Genomic DNA, 26460 nt, shown 5'->3' with positions numbered 1-26460 from the left:
GACTACTGTTGACTTAAACTGAGATATTACGGTCGACCGCAACCCTAGCCATAATCGTAGCTGATAATACACCTAAAATGATAATAATTATGTGCGTACTTTCATTTTTTTTACCAAAAGTACTGTGTCTTTTATTAAAATGATTTTACTATTCAAAATATGGAGCGGTCTATACAAAATGTAGGAAATCTATTCAAAATACATAAGACCTATTCAAAATATAAAAAATCTATTCGAAATAAATGCAAGACAATTCATCTTGAAATGCCGAAAAACAGAGTTTGTGCTCGGTCTGTAATGGCATACTATTTGCTTTTTCAAAAGACTACAATGTACAGTTACTCGCAAAAATATTACAATAAAAAACTATAAATAAAGCTATAATCTACTGGCTATACCACACATTGTGAAACGATTTATTGTACTTTTTGATAGCGACTTAATTTCTTGCTCAGGATATACGGCAAATAATATTGAACATAAGGAGATTCATTAGAATGTTTGAATTGCAACAACTCGTAAGTTTTACTTTGGCCCTATGCTTACTTGCTTGTATCGCCGTAGCGCAAAATATAGAAGAGACTATACGCCGATTAGAAAAAGCACTGACACCGCAAGAAAAAGCTTTTTTAGAAACGTATCCTATTATTCGCATTGGTAACGAGTTAGATTGGCCTCCATTTGATTATAATGTAAATGGCACTCCCCAAGGACTTGCTATTAGTTACATGAAGTTTATCGATACAATACTTACCGATACTAGTTTCGAATATATTCATGGTTATAGATGGGGAAAACTTCAAAATATGTGTCGCGAACGCAAAATAGACGTATTGCCTGTGTTATGGGACATTGAAGAACGACGGCAGTATATGAATTTTACCGCAGGATATATTAGTAATCCTCTTGTGCTCGTTATGAAGAAAAATGCTCAAGTACTTGAAAGTCTTGATCATATAAAAACGATTGCTTTGCAAAAGGGCGTTGCTACGATTTCCGCCATAGCCAAATTATACCCGCAAATTAAAATCGTTACTACACCTACTATTCTCGAAGCACTGTTGTTAGTTCAATCTGATCGCGTAGATGCATGCATGGATAGCATTGGTATTGTCAGTTACAGTATCAAGAAACATTTTTTAAATGGTCTACAAATAAACTCTAAACTTGTCGATAAACGATTACAAAATTTTGATCAACTTTGCATTGGTATTAGAAGTGACTGGCCTCTAATACGCAATGTTTTTCAAAAGGCACTAAACGCAATGACAGAAGAACAACGACATTCAATCAACAAAAAATGGCTAGAACTAGGTAGTGATCGCTCCTCAAAAGATTTTCGTTTAACTCCTAAAGAAGAAAAATGGTTACAAGACCACCAACAATTGCATTTGGGGATAACTTCAGATTGGGCGCCGATAGAATTTATTAATGAAGTAGGAGTTTTTCAAGGAGTGTCCAGCGAGTATGTACAAAAAATTAATCAAGCTTTTGATATCAAAATGAATCCGCAAAAAGGTTTAATTTGGGAACAGGTTCTCGCTAAAGCAAAAAATAAAGAAATTGATGTTTTGTCATGTGTAGTGAAAATGCCAAGTCGTAGTCATTATCTTAGGTTTACTAAACCGTACCTGTCTTTACGATTAATTATTATTAGTGAGCAAGATGCTCCGTTTATTAATGGTTTGCAGGGACTTATTGGTAAAAAAATAGCTGCTGTGAAAGGATATGCTATTGTTGAAATTCTAAAAAGAGATTGGCCAACACTAAATTGCCACCTTTATGATAATTTCGAAAACGCACTACAAAGCGTTTCTAAAGGCGAAGTCGATGCTTTTATTGGAAACTTAGCCACAATCACGTATACCATAAGAACTAAAGGAATAATGAATATACGAGTGGCAGCAACAACCAAATACAGTTACGACATGGCCTTTGGCGTAAGAAAAGATTGGCCAGAGTTGGTCAAAATCCTCAACCGTTATCTTGCTTCTTTTTCGCAAGAAGAAAAGAAAGATATAGAGCATCGTTGGAGCAATATCCATATTGAAAAAAAAGTGCATTGGAAAAAATTTTGGTATCGAATTACCATTATTTTTTTTATTGTTGCGATTGTTTTTGTGTTAATTTTATTGTGGAATTATCGCCTTGGTCAAGAGATAAAAGAACGTCGAATTGCACAACAAAATTTAATTGCCTCCAATTGCGAATTACAAAAAGCTAAAAAGGCAGAACAGCAAGCCAATCAGGCTAAAAGCAAATTTTTAGCAAACATGTCACACGAAATTCGTACTCCAATGAATGCTATTCTTGGTTTTACCGAAATACTTTCCGAGGAAGAACATGATCCGCAAAAGAAAAGTTATATAAATGCTATTCATACTAGCGGTAAAGCTTTACTTGCTCTTATCAATGATGTTCTTGATATATCTAAAATAGAAGCAGGGAAAATAGAGTTGCAATTTAGTGCTGTGCGCTTACAGATTTTGCTAGAAGAAATGGAAGTTATTTTTCGTCAACAAACATCTGACAAAGAATTAGATTTTCAGATTGATATAGATAATAATTTCCCTATCATTATTTCCGATGAAGTACGGTTACGCCAAATACTTATAAACCTAATTGGCAATGCTATTAAGTTTACCCATGTAGGTCATATTAAAGTAAAAGCAAAAGTTCATGAAGTACCAAAAGAAGAGCGCTTTAGACTAGTTATCGAAATTATCGATAGCGGTATTGGCATTGCCAAAGAACAACATAAACGCATCTTTGAAGTTTTCTCCCAATCAAAACAACAAAATTATGCAGTGTATGGTGGTACTGGGTTAGGTTTGGCAATTGTGAAAAGTCTTGTTGAATTAATGGAAGGGAAAATTGAGGTAGAGTCTGAATTTGGGAAAGGTACTACTTTTCGCATAACATTTGATGATGTCGAAATCGCTTCCACCGAGAATATAAAAACACAAGTAGACAACTCTTTAGATTTGTCTTGTATAAATTTCTCTTCAGCGACTATTCTTATTGTGGACGATGTAAAATACAATCGTGAAATATTTGCCATCTATCTTAAAAATTGGAATTTTGACATCGTTTTTGCTCATAACGGTAAAGAGGGTATTGAAAAAGTTAAAATACATCGACCAGACCTAATTTTATTGGATATGAAAATGCCGATAATGAACGGTTATCAAGCCTCTGATATTCTCAAGCGTGACCCTGAACTGCGGCATATTCCCATTATTGCAGCTACTGCTTCTTCTTTAAAACAAGATGAAAAAATTATTGCACAGCTTTGCGATGGTTACCTACGAAAGCCACTTAGTAAAAGAGATTTAGTTAGTGAAATAATGAAGCACATATCTTATTCTGTAGAAAAGAATTTTGATCTAGACGAAATTTCTACGAGTTGTCAACCAGTAACAGTTAACGATCTAGCAGAGATTCCTACGCATCAAATTCAACAAATCATTCATGCGGCAGAAGAAGCAAATGTAGAATTACTATTACAAATTAGTTTACAACTACAAGATAAAAAGCCTATTGTTGCAAACCATATTAGGAAACTAGTCGAAAATTTTGATTACGATAGTATTGTCGTATTATTTCGCGATACTTTGAAGTAACCATGGGAAAAACATGAACCAATATCAAATATTAAAAATCACTTGTCCCTATTGTTCTAAAAATCATAAAGTTAGGTGTTACCAATTTGGCGATTCATATGAATGTCCAAACACCGCAAGCATTTTTTCTTTTAATTCTAAGTTTGTTGCTGAAAAAGTGCAGTCGCAGACAGATTTAACTTTTTTTACTAAATCTATTGTTGAATACGACGAACTTTTACCTCTCATAAGTCTTAACGATATGCAAGAAAATTCAGTAACAAACTTAGAATTAAAAGAAGAGAACCAAAAGATATTGTCGTCTACTTCAAATCAACTTGAATTTACAAGAGATCAATTAAAAATCCCAGAAGTCTCTGATAATAAAAGAGATAAAGATTCTACTACTTCGAAATCTTTGTCAGGCGAAATCGCGAAAAAGAGGCAAAACAAAATTTACATAGGTAAGTATGAAATTTTACATGAGATTGGGAAGGGAGGATTTGGATTAGTTTATAAAGGATGGGACCCTGTTTTATGCCGTTATGTGGCCATTAAAATAGTAAAAAGCGCTTATAGTGAACAAATGATAGCTAAGTTTATTGAAGAAGCCCAAGTTCTTGCCTCTATTAATCATCCAAATACTGTACAAATCTATGATTTTGGTATTGCGAAAAATAACCCATACATTGTGATGGAGTATTTAGAGTCGCAAACAATATCGTTATACTGTAAAAATATTTCACAAAATACCTTCGTATCTATTGTATGCAAATTGTTTTCAGAGTTAGCAGATGCTCTTAGTTATTTACACAGTAAAACGATCTATCATCAAGATATTAAACCGCAAAATATTCTTGTTTCTCAAGACGGCAGAGCAAAACTCGTTGATTTTGGATTGGCAACTAGTGATGATTTTATTGAAAATTATTCAGGAACTATACGTTATACAGCTCCAGAAAGATTTGAGAAGAAATTTAAGCCAGCTCCATCTAGTGATATTTATTCTTTAGGTACTACTTTCTATGAAATCTTAGTAAAGCGATATTATATCCAAGGTAATAATTATGATCAAATTATGATAAACATATCAAAAAAAAGAGAGGTCATTTTTTATGATGATGACAAAGTAGAAAAGCGATTACAAGATATCTACTACAAATGCTTATGTCAAAAACATGAAAATAGATATCAAAATGCACAAGATCTGCACATCGACTTACTTGATTTTATGGCTTACAAATCTTCTACGACAGATTTTCCATACATTTATACTATACAAAAAAATAAGCAAAAAATTATTTATCCTATACGTAAACGTAACTTTTATTTAGGCCGTTCTTTTATCTGTGATATTGTTATTTCCAATGATCTTGTATCTAGAGTACATCTCCTTCTCTACCAAGAACAAGAAAACGTATATATAAAAAATTTAGGGAAGGCTTATATTCGTGTTGGTAACTCACAACTAAAAACGGGGGAAGAGAAAATTCTTTCAGGAGAACAACCTTTTGAGATTTTGGGTAATCATTTTTTCTTTGTTTCTAATAAAGTATACAATTTTGTAGAGCGTAATAAACAAATAGCCAAGCAAGAGTCTCAAGAAAATCATAGTATTGCGTCGTACATAGAAATTTTACATGAAAAATTTTCTTCGTATCTTCATACACTTCAATCATATAGCCATATCAGTTTGCGTCCTAAGAAGAGCCCTGTTTGTGTTGATTGGGAAACAACACTACCTGGACTTGCGAATGTTCGCATTACTCACACACAAATATGGAGACAAAGTGAAGAATCTTTTATCGCGAGAAACGATTCGCAAAAATTTTTTGTTATCGCGAGCGATGTACTATATTCGAAAAAAGTACTCGAAGATACTGCCATACACAAATTATCGACACTACTTTTACAAATAAAACATCCTAATATTTTAAGTATAAACAATACTTTCTACCACGAAAAGAAGTGTGTTGTTACCATGGAATTTTGTGAAGGTGCTTTATTGTGCGATTTTTTAGAAGAAGAAAACCTTTCCTTGCTAGAATCTTTACAAATAGCACACACACTTGCTTCTGTATTAGAATATACACACTCTTCTTTTGGCATAGGGCATGGGAGTCTAAATCCATGTGCTATTTTTTTACAAAAAAAACAAGGAATTATTGTTCCCAAAATTTTATTTTTAGGGGTAATGTTTTTATTCCCTAATTATGCCCTTGATTCTTATAAGGATTGGAATGATCCCGCTTCTTTTGGAAAATCTACGATAAAAAACGATATTTACAGTATTGGAGCATGTCTATATAAAATGGTATGCTACAATACTCCCTATAAGATTCCACAAGGAAAAATTATAGATCCTAATAAGGAGAAACCCTTAGAAGAGATTTCACATAACCTAAATGAGGGCGTTAGAGAAATTCTATACAAAACAATGCACCAAGATTCCACAAAAAGATATAGCTCATTGAAAGAACTCAGAGAAATGTTAACCATGACAATGAAATCTTTATAATGTCTACTGGACTATTTCATTCTGAAATACAAATTATAATTTCGCAATAGGTATAATGTTATGTTGAAAAAGTTTTTTTTGTTATTTATTTTCGTTGCTCATATTCAAGGACTTGTTTTACAAACGAAAGTTAATGACAATATACGTTTCACATATTACGAAGATAAGACTGGTAACCTAGGCATAGGGAAAGTAAAATCCTTGCCTATGCCCAATTGGAATGCCGTGAAAATCAATAATTTCAGTCATTCTTCGTCGGCATTTTGGCTGCGATTAGAAATTACCAACAATAGTGAATACAAAAAATGGATGTTGTATTCTGTACAACCGCTCAACTATCTTGATGTTTATCTTGAACACAACAAACGTATAGTATATAAATCGCATGTAGGAACAAAAGTCGCTTACAACAAGCGCGATGTAAAACATCGTTATTTGTTGTTTCCATTACATCTTGAACAAAACCAAAGTTATGTTGTATACCTACGTATTGTGTCTAGTCGAATTCTTCGTTTTGATATCCGCCTTTATGAAAAAGAAGCGTTTATAAAAAATGATGTGCGAGAATTAACACACCAAGCTTTCTTTTACGGTTGCTTCTTTATTCTCCTAATCTACAACACTGTTATTGGTATTTTTACTAGAAATATAAAATATTTATACTATTGTCTATACTTTGTAGGAGTAAACCTTTTTTTATTGCAACAGGAAGGTATTACTGCTGCTTATAATGTTCACAATTTTGATAACGAGTTGCATATTTTTTCCATTCTCTGTGCATGGTTATTTCTTTGTTTGTTTGTTTACTACTTACTTGATGTGAGAATGCATTTTCCGCGTTTGAAATACGTATTTCATTTTTTTATCACTGCAATACCAACAATTTCATGCTTGTACTTTGCAGGAATAATGGCTTTTGAAAATAATATCAAATTTTTAGCGGTAGGCATTTTATCTATCACATGTAGTTTCCCATGGCTTACATGGAAACTCCGCCATAAAAATCGTAGTATCATTTACTTTGGATTAGGATGGCTCTCTGTTGGTTTGGCATCAATAGTTATGTTTCTTCATACGGAAGGCTTTATACCTTACAATGTATGGGACAATGACATTTCAAAATCTATAATCATTTTTGAAGCGATTGCTTTTTCTCTTGCTTTAGCTGATCGTGTTAACGAAGAGAAAGAAGAAAAACTACATTTACAACGACAATTTTATGCTTATCAAGAACAGGAAAAGTCGCGATTACATAAAATGGTAGATGAAAAAACGGCACAGTTAAAAGAGGCAACAATATTTGCAGAGAAAGCAAGTCGTGCTAAGAGCGAGTTTTTAGCCCTCATGAGCCACGAACTTCGTACACCACTAAATGCGATTATGGGGTTTTCTTACACATTAGGTCAAAAGGAAAATATCTGTAGAGAAACGCGTAAAGATCTTCAATTAATCTATCAATCAGGAGAACATCTACTAAACATTATCAATATGGTTCTTGACTTATCAAAAATTGAAGCAGAACGTATGGAATTAGAATTACAAAATGTTGACTTATTCGAGCTTTTACAAGAATTGAGTAATATTTTTAGTTTTCAGGCGCAGCAAAAAAATATACAGTTTCTTTTCGAAGGAAAAGATTTACCACACTTTGTCTATTGTGATAAAACCAAAGTAAGACAAATATTGCTCAATGTTCTTTCCAATGCTTTAAAATTCACTGAAGAAGGCTCTGTTCACTTCTTGGTAACTTCGAAACCCATTTCAGCACAAAAAATACGTATTATTTTTACAATACGCGATACTGGTAGCGGGATAGCACAACACGAAATACAAAAAGTTTTCCAGCCATTTGCACAAACAAAATCTGGTAAACAAAAAAAAGAAGGTACCGGATTAGGAATGGCTATTAGTCTTAAGTTTGTTCAACTTATGAACGGAGAAATTTCAATTGATAGCGTTCCGATGAAGGGCACTACAATAGCGGTTGATATACTGGTTACTGTGTCGGAAGAAATGGTGAAAAAAGATGTTCATATCCACCCACTGAACACTCAGCCATCTTCAAAACTACGCGTACTAATTGCTGATGATCAAGAAGTCAATCGTTTACTACTAAGAAAAATCTTGACTCCATTTGCATTTGAAATCCATGAAGCTCACGATGGCAAACAAGTAATAGACCTATGGCAGAAATATAAACCGCATCTCATTTTATTAGATATACATATGTCAGAGTTAGACGGTCATCAAGTAATAAAGGATATCAAAAGATCTGATAATAAAGCTATTATTATTGTGATCACAGCTTTCGCTTTTCACAAAGAAAAGCAGGCTATTATTACCAGTGGTTGCGATGATATTTTGACAAAACCTGTTTCTCCACCACAATTATTAAAAATCATAGAAAAACATTTAACTTTGCAATTTCAATGTAAAGATGAAGACGAGAAACAAAAGCTTTCGCCTTTAGAACTCATGAGAGTGTTTTCTAACGAGCAAAAGTTTTTATTGAAACAGGCTGCTACCGAAGCAGAAATAGAAACAATACAGAATATTATAGGAGAATTGTCTATGGAGCATACAGCAACTATCGAATATTTAAGTAAGTTACTCTATGAATTTAACTATGAAAAAATTGTAAATCTCATCAATAAATCAAATCAAAAGACAGAATAGTTGACATGAGTAGCTGTCAGGATAAGCAGTAGCTCCAACGCCGTGTTCCTTTTTTAATAATAACTCCTGCTTTTTGTAGTTTACGCAATACATAAGAGGCGTGATGTATGTCGGTTTTTGTAAATTATTGTTAGTTGCCGCAATAATACGTACATTAATTTGACGATTTACTTCACTACCAACAGGTCGTATGACACCATCTTCCAAAGTGCGTAGTAGCATAGTTTGCACATCTAAAGACAAGTCGCCAATCTCATCTAAAAATAATGTTCCACCTTCTTTAAAAAATGGTTTGGTAATGAAATCAACACATCCGCACGAAAATCCTTTGTTTTTTTCCTCTAGAGAAGTTAAACCACTAATGAAAATAACTGGTATATCCTTGGTATTTTCATTGCTTTTTAACCTTCGACACACATCGTAGCCACTAATATCTGGCATGTTAATATCTAACAAAATGATATCGGGTAATTTCGCTTCTATAGACTTCAAAGCTTGATTCCCACTTGTTACTGGGCGAATTCGATATTGTTCCGCTCGCAAAATATCTGCGGGATAATGCAAATCTTCTTCATCGCCTTCCACAACTAAAACAGATGTAGTCATCCCCCTCCACTTTGATTGCGAATGTGGCTACAGTAAGTAAATACTTTTGACGGATTGCTTATCTACTTTTCTATTACAAATAGAAGCTTCTATTCTTAAATAAAGGTATCCTTGTAAAAATTTTGCAAATACTTGTATTAATGTTACAATTTTACTACTAAGTGTAAGAGCACGTTATAAAATAATCTCAAGGTGCGAAATTGTTACTTTTAGCTTCTAGGAAAATGAAATTTTACAAATGATTGCAAATTTTATTCACATTTATATTCTGCTTTTTATCGGTTTTGCGGTGGGTTTTGCCTATGGTGAAATATGGGGAGCGATCGTAGGTGTATTATTTACAACTTCTCTACATTTTCTTTTCGAAAAATTAATTAAAATTGTTGAAAATACATTTCCTAAATTTACAAAAGAACAATCGTCTCCAGCCTACGCCTTAATGTTTTTTCTGTCACTTACAGGAATGGGGGTTGCTAGTTTTCTGCATCAGTAAAATGGTGGGAAGTTGTTTTTGGAACGCTTGTTGGTGGTATAAGTGTATATGCTATTATATTTGTTGTCTACTCCATTACTTCTGATCAATCGCGGAATATAGCGGCGGTATTTTTTTCTCTTATTATGGGAGTTGGTCTGATGTTTTTTTTCACACGACTACAAAGAAAAGAGTATCGAGTAACTTCCCAAAGACATCTACAAGAGCTATATCGCATTAGTCAAATAACCAAGGATATAGAGACTAATTATCAACAGCAAGTCGAAAAAGTAAAACACGCTTATCTGATGGGAAAGCATTTTTTAGATGCAAAAGAATATCAACTATCTATAGATAACTTTGCCAAAATAGAAGATCCCCAGAGCTTTGTTGTGTTTATGCAAATGCTCAATCATGATATACAAACATTTTCTATGTATTATTTCTATTATGCCTGTGCATGTAGCCTGTTGTGTAATGAGTTACCAGAAGGTAAGCGAAATTATTACTTGGAAAAGGGATTAGAGTTACTCAGATTATTTAAATTGTATCACGCAGAGGAAACAAAAATACAAGGGGAACTTAAATTAAAAAATATTGTAGAGTATCAGAAATATAAAACTGGAGTCGAACATAAGTAATTGGAGAATGTGCATGGGAAACAAGCACACGATCACTGTTAAAGTAGACAAAAATAACAAAGTGATTCTTGAAGATCTGCCGTTTGCTGCTGGGGAAGAAATAAAAATCGTTATTCAGCCAGTAAAACTCAAAACGCAAGTTAAACCTCAAGAAGGTTCAGAAGAGACATTTATTAGCGAAGCAAAAAGTTTTAGCGAGTCGCTAGTCATTGCAACACCTGAACTTGAAGATGATGACTTTGCAACATTCATGGGAGAAGTAAAATCTCCTGAAGTAGACAAACATAGCAAGTCTTTTATTGGGCGTTTGACCTCTCGCTATCGAAGTGATCAGATCAAAAAGAAAAAGAAATCCGTTCAAAAGCCCAAGATTCCAAAGCATAAAATTTTAAACAAAGCAGATAAAATTATTAATCGTGGTGTAGATAAAAAAGTAACTAGTCATTTCCGCGCAGCATTACGCGTTATTCTTGATCATAAAAAAGTTAACTTTGCAAAAGAATCTATTTCATTTAAATTGCCTTCGAAGTTTTTAGCTCCTAATCACAGTTGCGAAATGGAGTTTTGTACGGAAAAAGAAGCCCAACAGAAAAATGGTATACACTGTGATATTCAAATCAATAAACAAGTTCTTGAGATGCAAGGAAGAAAAGTGATTAGTCGCTTTGTTGAGCATTACGAAGATAGACCCTACTTTTTTCTTGGAGAAATAGATCCTGTCATATTTACAGAGGTTTGTTCTATTATGGAAAAACGCCAATCAAAATGGAAAGGGGTGTTTCGTTTTCCTTATCGTGCTCGACAAGAGAAGAAAGATGTGCTTATTGAGTTTCTTAAGCAACGTAGGAACCGTATAAAAAAAGAACGTTCGCGACAAATTGTTAGCGATGTTATTGAATACCACGCGCAAAACGCCGATGCTGATTTTCATTTTCGTGACGTGGCGAAAATAGAGCGATTTTTAACAGAGAGCGAAAAAGAAAAAGTATTTATTGATATGCGTAAAAATTTAAAAGTAGAGGCCATTTTACCTATATTACAAAAAATTCTTGGTAAAATGACAGTTCCTTACTATAACATACTTGTCACAGGCAAACTACTTTCTTCGCAATCAACTACATTCAATCATCGCCCTGCTTCTTTTGGTATTGTAAAGATTGATGAAGACAAAATACATCAATTTAAACATCGCAAATTACAACCATGTTTAACAGACCAAGAGTTTTCAAAAAAATTAGAAAAAGTGCTTACTGGAAAAATAATGTACGAAGAGGCACATTTTAATAAGAATACTGGCGGGCAGCGTAAAGAGTTAGAAGATTTACTAATTCCATCACAAGAAATCAAAAAAACGAAAAAATTACCAGACTACGATTCTAAAATAAAACAAAATTCTTTTCTTCATATGTTTTATGCTTTATACGCTATTATTTTGGCTTTTTTACCATATGCAGGTATTTTTTGGTCTCAAAAAATATCGATAATACAAAACTATTCTGCAAGGTATATTAGTTCTTTTCTTGGAATAATTGCGATTAGTAATTTGTGCATAGCTTTTTCTTTACTGAGTCGAAAAGGTCGGGCTTTATCTATCGGGTTTAATGTTTTATTTATTGCAGGGCTTACTGCTCTATTGACGAAAGTCAGTGATCACAATCTCTATTTGTTGTATATTCCGTGGCTACTACTTAGTTTTTTTATGCTATTACGCTTTTGTCGTCCAACAATTAAGTATTATTTTTGTAAAGATTTTGGTCCGATATATGTAAAAATCTCTTTTCTGGCAAAACTATTGTTTTTTGTTACGCTTGCGGCTTTTGTTCTTTGTAATTTAGCATTTTACTACCCACAGTTATTAGAGTTTAGATTTAGCGCTTTCTAAAGCGTTGAGGTGATTTATGACTTTAGAACAACTAATTATAGAATATGGTTATATCATTTTGTTTATTGGAACCTTTATAGAAGGTGAAACGACTATTGTCCTTGCTGGTATTGCTGCATATCAAGGCTATTTGGATTTATGGTTAGTTATTTTGGTATCCTTTTTAGGAGGGATCGCAGGGGATCAAGTTTTTTTTATTTTAGGTCGAATATATGGAAAGCCTTTCATTGAAAAAAGACCCAATTGGAAAATACCTGCGGAAAAAGTAAACAAAATGTTAGAAAAACACAAACATTTGGTACTTATTAGCTTTCGATTTTTTTATGGCTTTCGTACCGTTACTCCTTTTGTTATAGGAGCTAGTCATTTATCGACATCTTATGTTGTGACAATGAATTTTGTTGGTGCGTGTTTTTGGGCAACGTCTATGGGAATTGCTTCTTTTTATTTTGGCAAAACCATTGAGATCGTTATTCATAGTATTTATGAGTATCAAAAATGGGTTTTTCTATCAGTAATTATTATTGCAGCTATCATTTGGCTTATACATTTTTATCGTATACGTAAAACGAGAAAAAACAAGGATATTTAACATTTATATGAATATAACATCTTTTTCTTACTTTGTATATTTTGCTATTGTCGGTGTACAGACAACATATTTACCCAACTACTATATGAAATATCATGGTTTTAGCGGCAAACACATTTCATTAATGTTTGCTGGAAATATGTTATTTGGCGTTTGTTCCCATGTTGTATGGGGGCAAATTGCTGATCGTTCTAGGTGTAGCGCTGCATTACTTCGCATAGGTTCTATTTGCATTCTAATTGTTTATTTTTTACTATCTATTATTAATAACATATGGATCGCTGCGCTGCTTTTTTGGTCTTTAGGATTTTTTATGACGGCAATGCCAGCACTGCTTGATACCATCACTATTACTAACTATCCGATTAAAAATTATGGAAACATTCGCCTGTGGGGATCTGTTGGATATGGTAGTGCTGTACTCGTTATACCATTTATAATTCCTAAAGATTACTCTCCTATTTTTTTTATAACAGTTTTAGCCTTCGTTTATTCGATAGCTCTCATTTTTATACATGAGGAAAAGCGCGAAAATCATACTGAAATAGTAAAGAAAATATATATACTTGAAATTCTCAAAATTCCAGGTTTATTACCGTTTTTATTTTTTTCTCTATTACACTGGTGCGCACATATTTCGTATAACTTGTGTTTAGATATTCACCGTGACCTTTTAGGACTTCCATTCTATGTAACCGGGGTTGCAATTTGTACAGGAATCTGTTGTGAAATTTTTTGTATGGCGCGCATTAGTAAGTGGTTTGAAAAAATAAATTCATACAAAGTATGGTTTATGATTATTGCCACAGCATCAGCATTTCGTTGGTCCACTATGGGGTATTCTTTAAACATCTCGACATTCATTGCTGTTCAAATTTTTCAAGGCTTTACTTTTGGTGCCTTTTTTACTATAAGTGTAACTTATTTGAGAAAAGTTGTTCCGCAAGATATGCTCACTAGTGGGCAAAACATATTTTATATTACTACGTTTTCTCTAGGTGGCTTTATTGGCACTTTTTTATGTGGAGCTATGCTTGATAGTGTTGGAAAAGGCTTCTATGTGTTTTTATGTTCAGCAGTTATTTCAATTCTATCTTTGATTCAGTGTTTGTTTCTGACTGATGATGTAAGCGCAAGTAATTCGTCGTGAAACGGAGAGAATGGTAATGAAAATTGTACGCGGAGAATCATTAAGAAAAATAACTCCAAATACGAAATATATGGGATGTGCGTTTTATTTAGATGGCTTAGGATACGAAGATTTTGTCAATGTAGAGTTTGATAACTGTAGTTTTCGAGGTATACAATTAAGTTTAGATTTGTCGAATTCAACAAAAAAACAGATACCAAAATCAGTTTATTCTATTCCTCTTGAAGCGTTAAATCTAAATAATAATCAAATTAGTAGTATACCAAAAGAAATTATGCGTTTGACATCTCTTAAATATTTACACTTACGCCGCAATGAAATATCCACTATTTCGGAAGAAACCTGCCAGCTGGCCTCTCTTGTGTTTTTGAATTTAAATTTCAACCAACTTAGAGAAATTCCGCAAGAAATAGGGCTACTTTACTCTCTTAGGTATTTACTTTTAACATTTAATCAGCTGACTAAAGTTCCACAAGAAATAGGGCTACTTTCTTGTTTAGAAGAATTGCATTTATGTAATAATCAAATTGTGCAAATACCCGAAGAAATTGAATCTCTTTGTTCATTGAAGAAGTTATATTTGGGAAGTAATAGAATTAAAGAATTTCCCAAAAAAATTGCACAACTTTCTTGTTTAGAAGAATTGCATTTGTACTATAACAGAATTTCTCAAATTCCTAGAGAAATAGGCCAACTATCTTCTCTTGTTTATTTATGTTTGAATTATAATCAAGTTAGGGAAATCCCACCAGAAATTGGACTACTCAGTTCTCTTAAACAATTATACCTAAGTAATAATCAGATATCCAAAATACCAGAAGAGATTGCGCAGCTTAGTTCTCTCGAAGAGTTATACTTGAGCAATAACAAAATAACAAATGTTCCGAAGAAAGTAGGCGAACTTTGTTGTTTGAAAGAGCTATATTTAGACTCTAATAATTTAAACGAATTTCCAAAAGCAATTAGCGAGATATTTTCATTAGAAGAACTACATTTACAAAGTAACAATATTGTTGAAATTCCTAGAGAAATTTCACAACTAACAAATCTTAAAAAGTTATGCTTAGGATATAATAACATCTCGCAAATCCCTAAAGAAATTGCCCAAATCTCTTCGCTTGAAGATCTGGACATACAAAACAATCCAATATCTAAAATCCCCAAAGAAATAAAAAATATCAATATATATTTAGATCATAATCAAGAAAAACAATTATCCAAAAATATTCACAAAAGCGTAAATATTGTAATTTCCTAACAATAAATGACTTCAAAAAGTTTGTACAGTAAGTAGGAATAAATCACCATGATTTATATAAATATGAAAGATGTAACTCTCGGTTTTGGTGGACATCCAGTGCTAGAGAATGCCAATTTACAAGTCCATGATAACGAAAAAATAGCTCTTATTGGTCGCAACGGTCAAGGGAAATCAACGCTATTAAAACTGCTCTGTGAGGAAATATCTCCAGAAGAAGGGGAGATCCAAAAAAACCAAGGGCTGAAAGTGGCATATCTTAGCCAAGAAGTTCCGCAACAAATGAGTGGCAGCGTTTTTGATATTCTAGTTCAAGGTTTAGGAGAGTTAGGCGAAGCAATTGCCGAATACAACAATATAAGCCAAAAACTGGCTACAGACTCGTCTGATCATCTTTTGCAGAAGTTAGAAGATGCGCAAAAAAAACTCGATGATAGTGGTGGTTGGGAACAAATCCAAAGCGTAGAAGAAATTATTTCTCATCTCAATTTAAATGAGAGCGAGAAATTTGAAAACTTATCGGCGGGAAAAAAGCGTCGTGTTCTTTTGGGGAAATCTTTAGTAAAGAAGCCTGACTTGTTATTACTCGATGAGCCAACAAACCACTTAGATATACCTTCTATCAAGTGGTTAGAAGAATTTTTTTCTCGTTATAATTCATCGATTTTGTTTGTAACACACGATCGAAGGTTTTTACAAAAAGTAGCGACGCGTATTGTTGAGCTCGACAATGGTTCTCTTAGCAGTTGGGATTGCGGTTATGAATTATTTCTAGAACGCAAAGAAGAATTAGTACGCGCGCAAGAGAAAGAACAAAAGCTCTTTGATAAAAGGCTTGCCGAAGAAGAAGTGTGGATCAGAAAGGGTATTCTCGCACGGCGCACGCGCGATCAAGGACGCGTAAGTCGTTTAAAAGAGATGCGCGAATTATATCGGCAACGGCGCAAAAAAATGGGCAATGTAAGAATGGATGCGCAGCAAGCTGATAAATCGGGTAATCTCGTTGTCCGCGTAAAAAATCTTGCTTTCTCTTATGAAGATACAGAAATCATTCCTGATTTTTCGATGACAGTGATGCGCGGAGATAAAGTCGGAATTATTGGAAAAAATGGAACGGGTAAAACAACACTTCTCAAAATTCTTCTTGGCGATTTGCAACCACAACAAGGGAGTGTTCACCTAGGAACAAATTTGGAAATCGCTTATTTTGATCAGTTGCGTAATCTACTTGATAGGGACAAATCTGTATACGAAAATATTGGTGAAGGAAATGATCATGTAGTGATAAATGGTCGTAAGAAACACGTTATGGGTTATTTACAAGACTTTCTTTTTTCAACAAAGGATGCAAATAATCCAGTATGGACTCTTTCAGGCGGAGAACAAAATCGCTTACTTTTAGCAAAATTATTTTTACGTCCATCTAATGTATTGGTGCTAGATGAGCCCACAAACGACCTAGATATTGAAACCCTAGATTTACTGGAACAGCTATTGACTGATTACCCTGGCACTGTTTTTTTGGTAAGCCATGATCGTATATTTTTGAATAACGTCGTTACCAATAGTATTGTTTTTGAGAACGGTGTAGTAAACGAGTATGCGGGGGGATATGACGATTGGTTGGAACAACGTCCGCAACAAACATCTCAGAAAAAAGAAGTGAGTTACAAACAGCCACAACGAGAAAAAAGTGCTCTATCACATAAAGAAAGACGTGAATTAGAGAGTTTACCTTTGAAAATTGAAGAATTAGAAGAGCAACAACAATTACTTTTTGCAGAAACTTCTGATCCCCAATTTTATCAAAGAGACAAAGATGATACGACAAAAATACAACAACAATTAGAAGAGATAGCCAAAGAACTGGAAAACTGCTACTCTCGTTGGGAAGAATTAGAAGATCAAGCGTAAAATATTGGGTAGTCCATATCATGTAGTGATGTTTTCTAAAAACTTCTTTTCGCTTTTGCCTTTGACATTTCTATATCTCCCTCAATACACTCTTTGGAAGATACACTTTATCTTAACCCAAGTTGCGACCTATAAAAGTTGTCGTATAGTCTGGTATAATTACTCTTACAAATTCGATGTGCGCGGTTCGAATCTCGTGAGACGCAATCGTGGCACATGGCACGAAGTAAGAGTAATGCAATGAATTTTAATCATGAAAAATTAGATGTATATCAAGTAGAATATACAAAAGAAACATTTAATGTGATGGAGAAAATGCCATCAGGTTACAGCTATTTAAAGGATCAGCTAAAAAGAGTATCGCCTTGAGTCCCTCTTAATATAGCAGAAGGCAATGCCAAATTTAGCAAAAAAGAGAAAGCAAGGTTTTTCTCTATAAAAGAGCATCAGCAAATGAATGTAGTGCAGTATTCGATGTTGCTAAGATAGCCCAAATAATAGACTCAAAAGAAAAAGAGAAAATCAAAAAACTACTCTATAGAATAATTTGTATGCTTTCAAAGTTAATAGTCTAATTTTCGCACATGGAATATCGATCCACGATCACGAACCTCAAAAATCGAATTGCACACATCGTTTTTTTATACTGTTATAACGACTCTTCTCTTAAAGTAGGAAAAACAAGAAGGAGAAAGTCATGGAAAAAGAAATTATAATTGTTTTCTGTATCTGTGATAAGATAACACAAGCACTCAAGATTGTAGAAGATCCTCAAGTTAAAATGACTAATTCAGAAATTATGACAACAGCATTAGTTTCTATGCTCTACTTTTCTGGCAACTTTGAAAAAGGACGAAACTTTTTAGCTGAACATGGCTACATCAAAAAAGTGCTAAGTAAAAGTCGTTTCAATCGCCGCATACGTGCTATTGGTGAAAGTGTATGGCTTTCTCTTTTTTATTTGTTTGTTGAAATTAGTAAGCGAAACAATCTGCGAGATTATATCATAGATAGTTTCCCTATTCCGGTCTGTGACAATATTCGCATTAGTCGTTGCAAAATATACAATACACAAGATCATCGGAGTTGTGTTGCAAGCAAGCGTCGTTATTTTTTCGGTTTGCGGGTTCATATGCTCGTCACCAAAACTGGTTTACCAGTTGAGTTTTTGCTTGCTCCTGGCGGCTGCAATGATTGTCGTGTTCTCAAACAATTTCAATAGCACCTAATCACTATATGATATGAACTACCTCTTTCTAAATAACCTGCATTTTGTTGTTGCCTTGGCATACGTACAGTTTGTGTGCGTCATTTCCTACGCCTTGATTGGTTTATTCTTTTATTTACTGCCAACAGCAATACTAAAAAATAGAATTTGTAAATAGCGTTTACGCTGATTTTCTGAGTAACCAAACCCAGCAAGTCGCCATTGAAACTCATTGTCATTTTGTAAAAAAGAAAATAGTATCCCAAAAGGCAGTACTTCAACAACCGTTTGTTTTTCATCTTGAGAATAATGAAATAAAAATTGTTCTACAATATTGAAGTTTTGAGAAACAGTGCCTTCAGAGTCTTGTTGCCAATTGTACTCGAATAAGAATAGTATTTGTAAAGAAATTTGTGGATATTCAGGGTTGTCTTGATAACGAATTAATGGCCACAATATATCCCAACGATTATACTGATCATCACGATAGACAAAGGGGAATAATTTAGGTTGGAATGAAAACTCTATTCCTTTAGAGCCAAAAGTCATGCCAAAAGGAATTACGCTAAATTGATAGCCTTCTGCGTCAGAAATATAATGAAAAAAAGGTAGAAATTGCCAAGAAAATTTTCCATTGGGATTAGATTCAACTTGTATAAATGGTGATAAAAAACCAAGGCGTGTTGTCGGAGATTTTTGATATAGATATAGTTGGCGAAAACCATGTTCGGGATTTAGGTCATACTCCTTGAAATATTCATACCTTGAACCTGGGTATTTGTGAAAAGTTGTTGAGATTTCAAAAAAAGAAAAATTAAACAATGAAATAAACTTAAATGCCGAATCCTTCCCCCAATTTTGGTATTGTAATAATTTAAAACCATCTTTACCAAAAGCCACAAAACTCGGGTCAATAGACAAGTTGTTAGCGCTATATATTTTCTTTTGTTTGCGAATAAGCGTTTCTTCAAAAAGAAACAGTGGACCCCCGAAGGCAACATGGTCAATCTCAAGTTCAGTGTCATATAATAATTCACGATTATAATATGAAAGTGCTGGTAGAGAGAACCAGCTCGTAGCAAAATATTTTTCACTAATGTGGCGACTTTGGTAAAAACTTAGAAGAGAAAAGGAAACAAGTGTATTGCTTTCCATATAATCGCTTGTTGTTGTGGCTGAGTGAGCACTAATAGTTAAAATCGGTACCGAGTACCACCGAAATTGTTTTGCAAAAGGCAATGCTTCAGGATAAGGATTTTTGCGCATTTCGTAGCCAATGAGAAGGGGCCACAAGAAAAAATCTTCCGAAGCTTGTTCACTATTGCGATTATATGAATAGAGTGGAATTACACGATTGTAAGTACTTCCACCTATTTTTTGGTAGAGATAAAAAAGCCAGTTAGTACGCTCTACTTCTTCTGTTGAATTTATTTCTTGGCTAAATACGCATGAAATAGCGAATAGTAGCACCATCATATATTTTATCATTACTTTACTCTTGCTGTAATCTCCAGCCAATCAAACCACACATGAGTTCCGCCTATATGGCTAACAAAAAATTCATTCTCACCTTTGCGTAGCATGCTTTTATCTACGCACCATATTTCAAGTATCGGTTCTTTGTATGGCCACCTACTTTGATTTTCTAATATTTTCCCGTTTATTTGTATTGTTATTACTCCCGGTATACTTGCGCCTGTTTCATCAGTAGAATACGAGACCAAACCATAGTAATAAATAAATAGTTCTTCTGGTACTTCTTGTAAATTAAATTTTGTTCTAAATTGATTTACAATAAATCTATTGTGGCGAGGGTTCCAAAAAAAAGATTCTAGACTGTGGTTTGCATTTACCATCTCTATCTTTTTCTTTCCAGGTTGTTGCCTCAAACTTGCAATTACTTTTTCTTGTGGTACCTGGAGTTGTTCTACAGACGGTTGACCTGGGACTATAATTGGTAGTATCAATCGTACCTCTACTAGTTCAAGGCTATTAGTATAGCGTTTAATTCCAAATTTGCGAAAAATATTTTTTTCACCTTTGAGAGATAGTGGGTCTACATTTCCGTCAACATAGGTATTTGGTGTTAGAATATATTTTTTTCCTCTAGGATTTGCAATGTTAGTACGATCTAAACACCACTCACCAATATGGTTAAAGTTTTGTAGTCCCCAGGAATTGTTCTCGGCTAAAAATTTATCGTCACTGATACCAGCCTTAAACATAAATTCCCATTGCGCTTCGCTTGGTAGAGATAAACCGAGAATAGAACTATAATCTATTGCATCTTGCCAGGATAATCGCGGAAAATCAGGTTTGGGATTTGTTTTTAGTAGTTTTGTAAAAGTGCGATAATTTAGCTTGTTTTTAGTGGCATAAAATGGTTTTGAGATAATAACGGAGTGCGCAGCATTATCTAAGGTTCTGTCGTTTTTTTGTCCCATGGTAAATTTTCCAGGGGGTACTAACTGTAAGTGAATTTTTTGTCCTGATATATCAAGCGTCTTGGCGACCTTGAGATTTTGTTGCGCTGCGTACCACTTTTGATAGTTTCGACTGTAGCTGTTTTGCTTGCTTGTTTCTAATCGTGTCCATATCTCATTAGTGAAGTCGAAATACGAGGTTTTCCAGCAAGATTGCCAAATATTTTTTGGAATCTTTGTGGGTAATGTTTTTACCTTACTGATTTTGTTATTTTGGCTAAGAACTTTCGTATTCACTGTTTGAGTACGCCCTACAAAAAATCCGCATACAGCGATGACCAAGAGAATAATTGTTTGCGAAGTTTTTATATTTTTTAGAGATTGCCATTTGTCTTGCGAAATTTTATTTCCGGCAAGAACTTTTTTAAGGTCGCGCATCATCTTATCTGCACTTGCGTAGCGGTCGTTCTTGTCTTTTTGCATCGCTTTAAGACAAATTACCTCTAAACTTTTGGAAACATAAGGTTTTACTTCGCTTGGCGGAATGGGCTTGTGATTGAGAACAGAATTTAGTAAATTGAAATACGATCCTTGAAAAGGAGGGCGTCCAGTGAGTAGTTCGTAAAGTATTGCCCCTAAGGAATATACATCGCTGCGTAAGTCTAACTCGCGTTTTTTACCAGATAATTGCTCTGGCGGCATATAAACTAAAGTACCAACAATAGCCCCGCTTTTGGATAACTTTGTGTTTTCGGCGGTTTTTGCTAATCCAAAATCCATAATCTTGGGTTCACTACTCCCTTTTATCATTATGTTTTGCAGTTTTAAATCGCGATGAATAACACCTTTACTATGTGCATAGTGAATGCCAGCACACATTTTAATCATCAATTCTGTAATTTGATTGGTGGATAAACGATTTTGCTCGGCGTATTTTTTTAAAGTCGGTCCTTCGATGAACTCCATAGTAAAAAAATAACGTCCGTGCTCTACATTAGAATCATATAGTTCTACAAGGTTGGCATGTTTAAGCTGCGCGCAAGTTTGGGCTTCACGTAAAAATCTTTTTACTGCTACATCATCACTATTACTTTCTAACAACATCTTCAAAGCAACAATTCTTTGTAAATGAAGATCTTTTGCTTTGTAGACAATTCCCATACCACCACGCCCGAGCTCTTTAATTACTTCATATCTTTGGAACAAAATATTACCGCTAAGTATTTTTGAGCTGAACAATCCTGTTGAAAAATGAAGATTCGTTGTCGTTTTTGACATCAATTCGACAACTTGTTGTTGCGAAAGGTAGCTTTTTTCTAGTAAAATATCGGCCATCGATTTTGAAGCATTAATTTTATGTAGTGCTAGGCATTCTTGTATTTGTTCACGAGTAGCATAATTTAGTTGTATTACTCTTTGTATAAAAGTTTTATCTTGCTCACTTACCATAATCTCACGATCCTTAATTGTTGGCAACAGGTACTGAAGCTGGTAGCTCAGGTATCTTATTCATCAAATAAGTTAAAGAAAAAACGGGGCGAAATCCAATATTTGGTAGTGGTTGAGAGAAAGAGCGTCTTGCCGCTGAGCGATAATCTTCTACCTTAGCTCCCCAGCTTCCTCCGCGAACAATATGACCACTTTTCTTAAGTTTAAAATAGTTAGACATATTGACTATTTCAATTTTTGAACTTATGAGTGCAGCATCAATACACCACTCGCGAACGTTCTGCTGCATGTTACAACATCCCCAACTATTTTTATCTTGTATATTCGTGACTCTACTAACTGATTTTGATTTTTTTTCTGGAATTTCTCCGTTGAAGAAAGCAGTGATACTTCCAGCGCGGCAAGCATATTCCCATTGAGATTCTCTTGGCAGACTAAGTCCGCTTTTTATACAAAAATTATTCGCTTGTTGCCAATTAATCCGACGAATGGGGTGAAGAACTTTTTTAATATCGGTTTTGAAATACTTAGTCCATTGCGCAACACTTACCTCATATTTCGCAATGTAGTAAGGAGCATATATTGTCACAGGCCGCAAAACTTCATTTTCTTTGTGCCCTTTCTCTTCTTTAGGTGAACCCATCATAAATTTTCCCGGGGGAATGAGAACCATATCAATATTTGTCTTACTATGAGTAATTTCTTGAGGAATATTCATTTTAAATGAATACCAAGTTTGATAAGAATTTGCGCACGCACTTTGTTGTTCGGAGGTCATTGTTCGCCAGGCATTGTGAGTAAAATCAACAAAGTACCCATTCCAACAAGCACTCCACGCATGACTACTCCAACTTTGCGGCATGTCTTGTGCAGGGCTAAAGATACTTCCAGCGCCAAAACCAATCATTGCAACGAGTAACCACAATCCATATAAAGGTAAATTGACCTTGCGCTTGATAATACCTTGGATAACAGACGATTGCATAAATATAGAATCTTTACGTCTTACTTTTTGGCCATTTTGTACCAATTGTATATCTTTTGCTAATTCGTTAGCGTTATCATAACGGTATTTTTTATTTTTGGCCATGGCTTTTGAACATACATACTGTAAATCTTTTGGTATATTGCTTTTGATTTTGGTTATAGGAATGGGTTCTTCTATACGAATTTTGTTAATGATTTGTGCTGAGGTACCAAAAAAAGCGTTGCGGCCCGTTAACATTTTATACATGATGGCACCAAGAGAGTAAACATCGCTCCTTCTATCAATGCGTCCTCTCTTACCCTCTAATTGCTCGGGAGACATATAGCCAAGAGTTCCTACCATCATTCCTGAGCGCGATAATTGTACACTTTCATCAAGAGATAATGCTACGCCAAAGTCCATGATTATAGGCTTTTTTTTGCTATTTAGCATAATATTTGCTGGTTTTAAATCGCGATGTATTACGCCGTGTTTGTGAGCAAAATCCATGGCTTGTGCTATAACTACCATAATTTCTAAAGCGTTATTATAGGTTATTTTTTTATCATTAATAGCGTCCTCAACAGATCCACCTTCGATAAAATCCATAGCAAAGAAGTAATAGTTCCCTTCCCACCCAACATCTAGCACATTGATAATATTAGGATGATTTAGTTTTGCGATTGTCTTTGCTTCGCGGATGAATCTTTGTACTGCGGAACTTTGGGCATTTTCTCCTATCATTACTTTGAGAGCGACAACACGGTTTAATTTTAAATCTTGGGCCTTGTAAACAATGCCCATTCCACCGCGTCCGACCTCTTCGATGACAGAGTAATGTCCTAAACGAATTTCTTTCTCTGTTGTCATTGAAAATTTCCACTTATAAAGTAGTGTTGTGCGTATTCAAACACTTCGCGAATAAAATTTATATACATTTTTTTCTAGGGCGTGTCATCATTCAGATAAAAATATGATTCATTTAATAATACACCAGGCCCGAGCCCGTTTGCGAGCCCGCGCCCGAAAACTTTTGAGAGGGACAGAAAGTGATTTATTGATTCAATACTAGTTTTTTACGATCGAAAAGAAACCTTGCTTCTTTGATAACATTGTTAATGAAAATTTCGGAAACGGGCTCGGGCTCGGGCTCGAAAAAACAGACAATATTTTGAATGATGACACGCCCTAAATCTCTTAGGGTTTTAGTAACTGTTTTGGACACTTGCTAGTATTTTGCAAAAATGGAAATAAGAACAGCTTATAAAAGCAATAGATATTTAATTTACTATAATTACTCCAATTAGACAATTTTTTTGTCACTTAGTTCCTTACAACTTGTTATAAATGATATATTCTGCTTTTATTTAGGACGCCTTGGTACGTCCGAAGGCGTTTTAATACAAAATCGAGAGTTTACTATGTGGAAAATGATTACAAAATATCGCAACCATCTTTATCTTCATGGAATTGTTTTCGTGTGGGGGTTTACTGGTATATTAGGTAAGTTAATCTCTCTAGATCATATTTTTCTTGTATGGTATCGTATGTTTATTGCTTTTTGTGGGTTGGCTCTTTTTGTTTGGTGGAAAAGCAAAAAAGTGGATATCCCGCACAAATTTAAGTTATTTGGTGTTGGTTTTATTATTGCTTTACACTGGATTTTGTTTTTTGCAGCTATTAAAGTGTCCAATGTATCTGTTGCTCTAGTGTGTATGTCATCAACCCCTTTTTTTACAGCTTTTTTGCAGCCTTTATTTTTAAAAACACGACTTATTCTTTACGAGGTTTTTCTTGGTCTCTTTGCGATTTTTGGGTTATATCTGATTTTCGAATTTGAAGCACAGTTTATGTGGGGAATTATATTTGCTGTTTGTTCTGCGTTTTTAGCAGCGGTTTTTACCATAATAAACAGTTGCTATATTCAAAAACATAGTTCTTTGTCGATTAGTTTGTACGAAATGCTTGGAGGTTTCATTGCAATAACTATTTATATAATTGTGATGTATCTTTTCAATTTTATTCCAGAAATTCCATTGCCAAATTTTAGCGATACTTTTTATCTACTAGTTTTGGGTTTAATTTGCACTTCGATGGCGTTCGTTATTAGTATAGAAATTATGAAAGAAATTTCACCGTATACAGTGACGATTAGCATTAATATGGAACCAATCTATGCCATTTTATTAGCGGTTGCTATTTTTGGAGAAACGGAGACGATGACATCAGGTTTTTACTTAGGTGCAGCCATAATTTTTGCAACGGTATTTGGCAATGTCGCTATAAAATACTACAGTAAAGGGAAATGAAATGACAAAAACAGCGTTAATAACAGGTGCTTCATCTGGTATAGGTAAAGTATTTGCTCAGCATTTAGCAGCAAAAAACTACGATTTATTTATTACAGCTCGCCGTAGTGACCTACTTGAAAATTTAGCTAACGAAATTCGCGAAAAACACAAAGTAAAGGTGACTCCTTTGGTCATAGATTTGATAACTGTAGAAGGCCGCGATACACTATTTTCGGAAACAGAAGGAAAAGGACACCAAATAGACCTTTTAGTGAATAATGCTGGTTTTGGATACGCAGGGTCTTTTTTAAAACAAACGCGCGAATCAATTATACAAATGATTGAGTTAAATGTTACAGCGGTTACCGATATCACTCATTTTTTTGCAAAAAAAATGACAGAACGTAAGCATGGTGAAATGATTATTGTTTCTTCGGTGGCTGCATTTCAAGCAATTCCATATTTTTCTGTTTATACGGCAACAAAAGCCTATGATAAGTTTTTGGCGCAGTCACTTTACCATGAATTACAAAAACACAATGTTCATGTGCTTACTCTATGTCCAGGAAAAACAAGCACTGAATTTGCCAAAATAGCAAGTATGAGTGAACAAAAATTTGATCGTAATAGCATGTCGTGCGATATTGTTGTTCGCGGTTGCTTGAAAGCTTTAAAGAAGAAAAAATGGCAGTATGTTCCTGGTATCAAAAACCGGTTTATTATAGGCGTGCAAACATTTTTTTCTCAAAAGTTTGTTTCGAAGGTTGCAGGAGGTGTTGTTCGCAAGGATCAACAAGAAACTTAAGTCCAAG

Annotated in this window: 19 protein-coding genes; 15 read left to right on the top strand and 4 right to left on the bottom strand. The window is 34.3% G+C overall.

Annotated elements, in window-relative coordinates; genetic code table 11:
* The first annotated feature begins 497 nt into the window (after window positions 1-497).
* From UABHE_RS10880 to UABHE_RS10870, 3 genes are read left to right on the top strand one after another with little or no spacing between them, the layout of a single operon-like run.
* Window positions 498-3623 carry a transporter substrate-binding domain-containing protein gene (locus UABHE_RS10880; protein WP_372370306.1) on the top strand — a complete coding sequence of 1042 codons (3126 nt, stop codon included), beginning with the start codon at window positions 498-500 and terminating at the stop codon, window positions 3621-3623.
* 13 nt (window positions 3624-3636) lie between these two features.
* Window positions 3637-6120 (top strand): protein kinase, encoded by a 2484-nt coding sequence (locus tag UABHE_RS10875; protein WP_372370305.1) that lies wholly within the window; start codon window positions 3637-3639, stop codon window positions 6118-6120.
* Between the two features lie 60 nt (window positions 6121-6180).
* Window positions 6181-8796, top strand: coding sequence for a 7TM diverse intracellular signaling domain-containing protein (locus UABHE_RS10870; protein WP_372370304.1), 2616 nt, complete (start codon window positions 6181-6183; stop codon window positions 8794-8796).
* Here UABHE_RS10870 and UABHE_RS10865 read toward each other — a convergent pair.
* Complete coding sequence (locus tag UABHE_RS10865; protein ID WP_372370303.1) at window positions 8776-9402, bottom strand: response regulator; 627 nt, start codon at window positions 9400-9402, stop codon at window positions 8776-8778. The two genes, UABHE_RS10870 and UABHE_RS10865, sit on opposite strands and share 21 nt — an antisense overlap.
* 238 nt (window positions 9403-9640) lie before the next feature.
* On the opposite strand from UABHE_RS10865, the gene UABHE_RS10860 reads away from it, so the two are divergent.
* The 10 genes from UABHE_RS10860 to UABHE_RS10815 all read left to right on the top strand — a co-directional run bounded on the left by UABHE_RS10860 (window position 9641) and on the right by UABHE_RS10815 (window position 18533).
* Window positions 9641-9895, top strand: coding sequence for a hypothetical protein (locus tag UABHE_RS10860; protein WP_372370302.1), 255 nt, complete (start codon window positions 9641-9643; stop codon window positions 9893-9895).
* Between the two features lie 140 nt (window positions 9896-10035).
* On the top strand, window positions 10036-10515 hold the full coding sequence (locus UABHE_RS10855; RefSeq protein ID WP_372370301.1) for a hypothetical protein: 480 nt from the start codon (window positions 10036-10038) through the stop codon (window positions 10513-10515).
* Window positions 10516-10528: 13 nt separating this feature from the next.
* A complete protein-coding gene (locus UABHE_RS10850; protein WP_372370300.1) occupies window positions 10529-12397 on the top strand; it encodes a hypothetical protein in 1869 nt (622 codons plus the stop codon).
* 16 nt (window positions 12398-12413) lie between these two features.
* A complete protein-coding gene (locus UABHE_RS10845; protein ID WP_372370299.1) occupies window positions 12414-12989 on the top strand; it encodes a DedA family protein in 576 nt (191 codons plus the stop codon).
* A gap of 7 nt (window positions 12990-12996) precedes the next feature.
* On the top strand, window positions 12997-14139 hold the full coding sequence (locus tag UABHE_RS10840) for an MFS transporter (RefSeq protein WP_372370298.1): 1143 nt from the start codon (window positions 12997-12999) through the stop codon (window positions 14137-14139).
* A 16-nt stretch (window positions 14140-14155) separates the two neighbouring features.
* A complete protein-coding gene (locus UABHE_RS10835; protein WP_372370297.1) occupies window positions 14156-15397 on the top strand; it encodes a leucine-rich repeat domain-containing protein in 1242 nt (413 codons plus the stop codon).
* Between the two features lie 48 nt (window positions 15398-15445).
* Complete coding sequence (locus tag UABHE_RS10830; protein ID WP_372370296.1) at window positions 15446-17311, top strand: ATP-binding cassette domain-containing protein; 1866 nt, start codon at window positions 15446-15448, stop codon at window positions 17309-17311.
* 240 nt (window positions 17312-17551) lie between these two features.
* Window positions 17552-17680 carry a hypothetical protein gene (locus tag UABHE_RS10825; RefSeq protein ID WP_372370295.1) on the top strand — a complete coding sequence of 43 codons (129 nt, stop codon included), beginning with the start codon at window positions 17552-17554 and terminating at the stop codon, window positions 17678-17680.
* Window positions 17681-17692: 12 nt separating this feature from the next.
* Window positions 17693-17800, top strand: a complete 108-nt coding sequence (locus tag UABHE_RS10820) for a hypothetical protein (protein ID WP_372371601.1) — start codon at window positions 17693-17695, stop codon at window positions 17798-17800.
* Between the two features lie 208 nt (window positions 17801-18008).
* Window positions 18009-18533, top strand: coding sequence for a transposase (locus UABHE_RS10815; protein ID WP_372370294.1), 525 nt, complete (start codon window positions 18009-18011; stop codon window positions 18531-18533).
* A 117-nt stretch (window positions 18534-18650) separates the two neighbouring features.
* On the opposite strand, the gene UABHE_RS10810 is transcribed toward UABHE_RS10815, so the two are convergent.
* Genes UABHE_RS10810 through UABHE_RS10800 form a run of 3 tightly spaced genes read right to left on the bottom strand, consistent with a single transcriptional unit; the run spans window position 18651 to window position 24227 of the window.
* Entirely contained in the window at window positions 18651-20006 is a 1356-nt protein-coding gene (locus UABHE_RS10810; RefSeq protein WP_372370293.1) for a hypothetical protein, read from the bottom strand.
* The gene (locus UABHE_RS10805) at window positions 20006-22390 is read right to left on the bottom strand and encodes a protein kinase (RefSeq protein WP_372370292.1); all 2385 of its coding nucleotides are present in this window, start codon (window positions 22388-22390) and stop codon (window positions 20006-20008) included. Before UABHE_RS10805 ends, UABHE_RS10810 begins: the two co-directional genes overlap by 1 nt.
* 13 nt (window positions 22391-22403) lie before the next feature.
* The gene (locus tag UABHE_RS10800) at window positions 22404-24227 is read right to left on the bottom strand and encodes a bifunctional serine/threonine-protein kinase/formylglycine-generating enzyme family protein (protein WP_372370290.1); all 1824 of its coding nucleotides are present in this window, start codon (window positions 24225-24227) and stop codon (window positions 22404-22406) included.
* Between the two features lie 551 nt (window positions 24228-24778).
* On the opposite strand from UABHE_RS10800, the gene UABHE_RS10795 reads away from it, so the two are divergent.
* Together UABHE_RS10795 and UABHE_RS10790 are read left to right on the top strand one after the other, a co-directional pair.
* Window positions 24779-25666, top strand: a complete 888-nt coding sequence (locus tag UABHE_RS10795; protein WP_372370288.1) for a DMT family transporter — start codon at window positions 24779-24781, stop codon at window positions 25664-25666.
* A 1-nt stretch (window position 25667) separates the two neighbouring features.
* A complete protein-coding gene (locus tag UABHE_RS10790; protein ID WP_372370287.1) occupies window positions 25668-26453 on the top strand; it encodes an SDR family NAD(P)-dependent oxidoreductase in 786 nt (261 codons plus the stop codon).
* The last annotated feature ends 7 nt before the right edge of the window (window positions 26454-26460 follow it).

Source organism: Candidatus Uabimicrobium helgolandensis (assembly GCF_041508025.1).
Taxonomy (GTDB): Bacteria; Planctomycetota; Uabimicrobiia; order Uabimicrobiales; family Uabimicrobiaceae; genus Uabimicrobium; species Uabimicrobium helgolandensis.
This window is presented reverse-complemented; position numbering and strand designations above follow the sequence as displayed.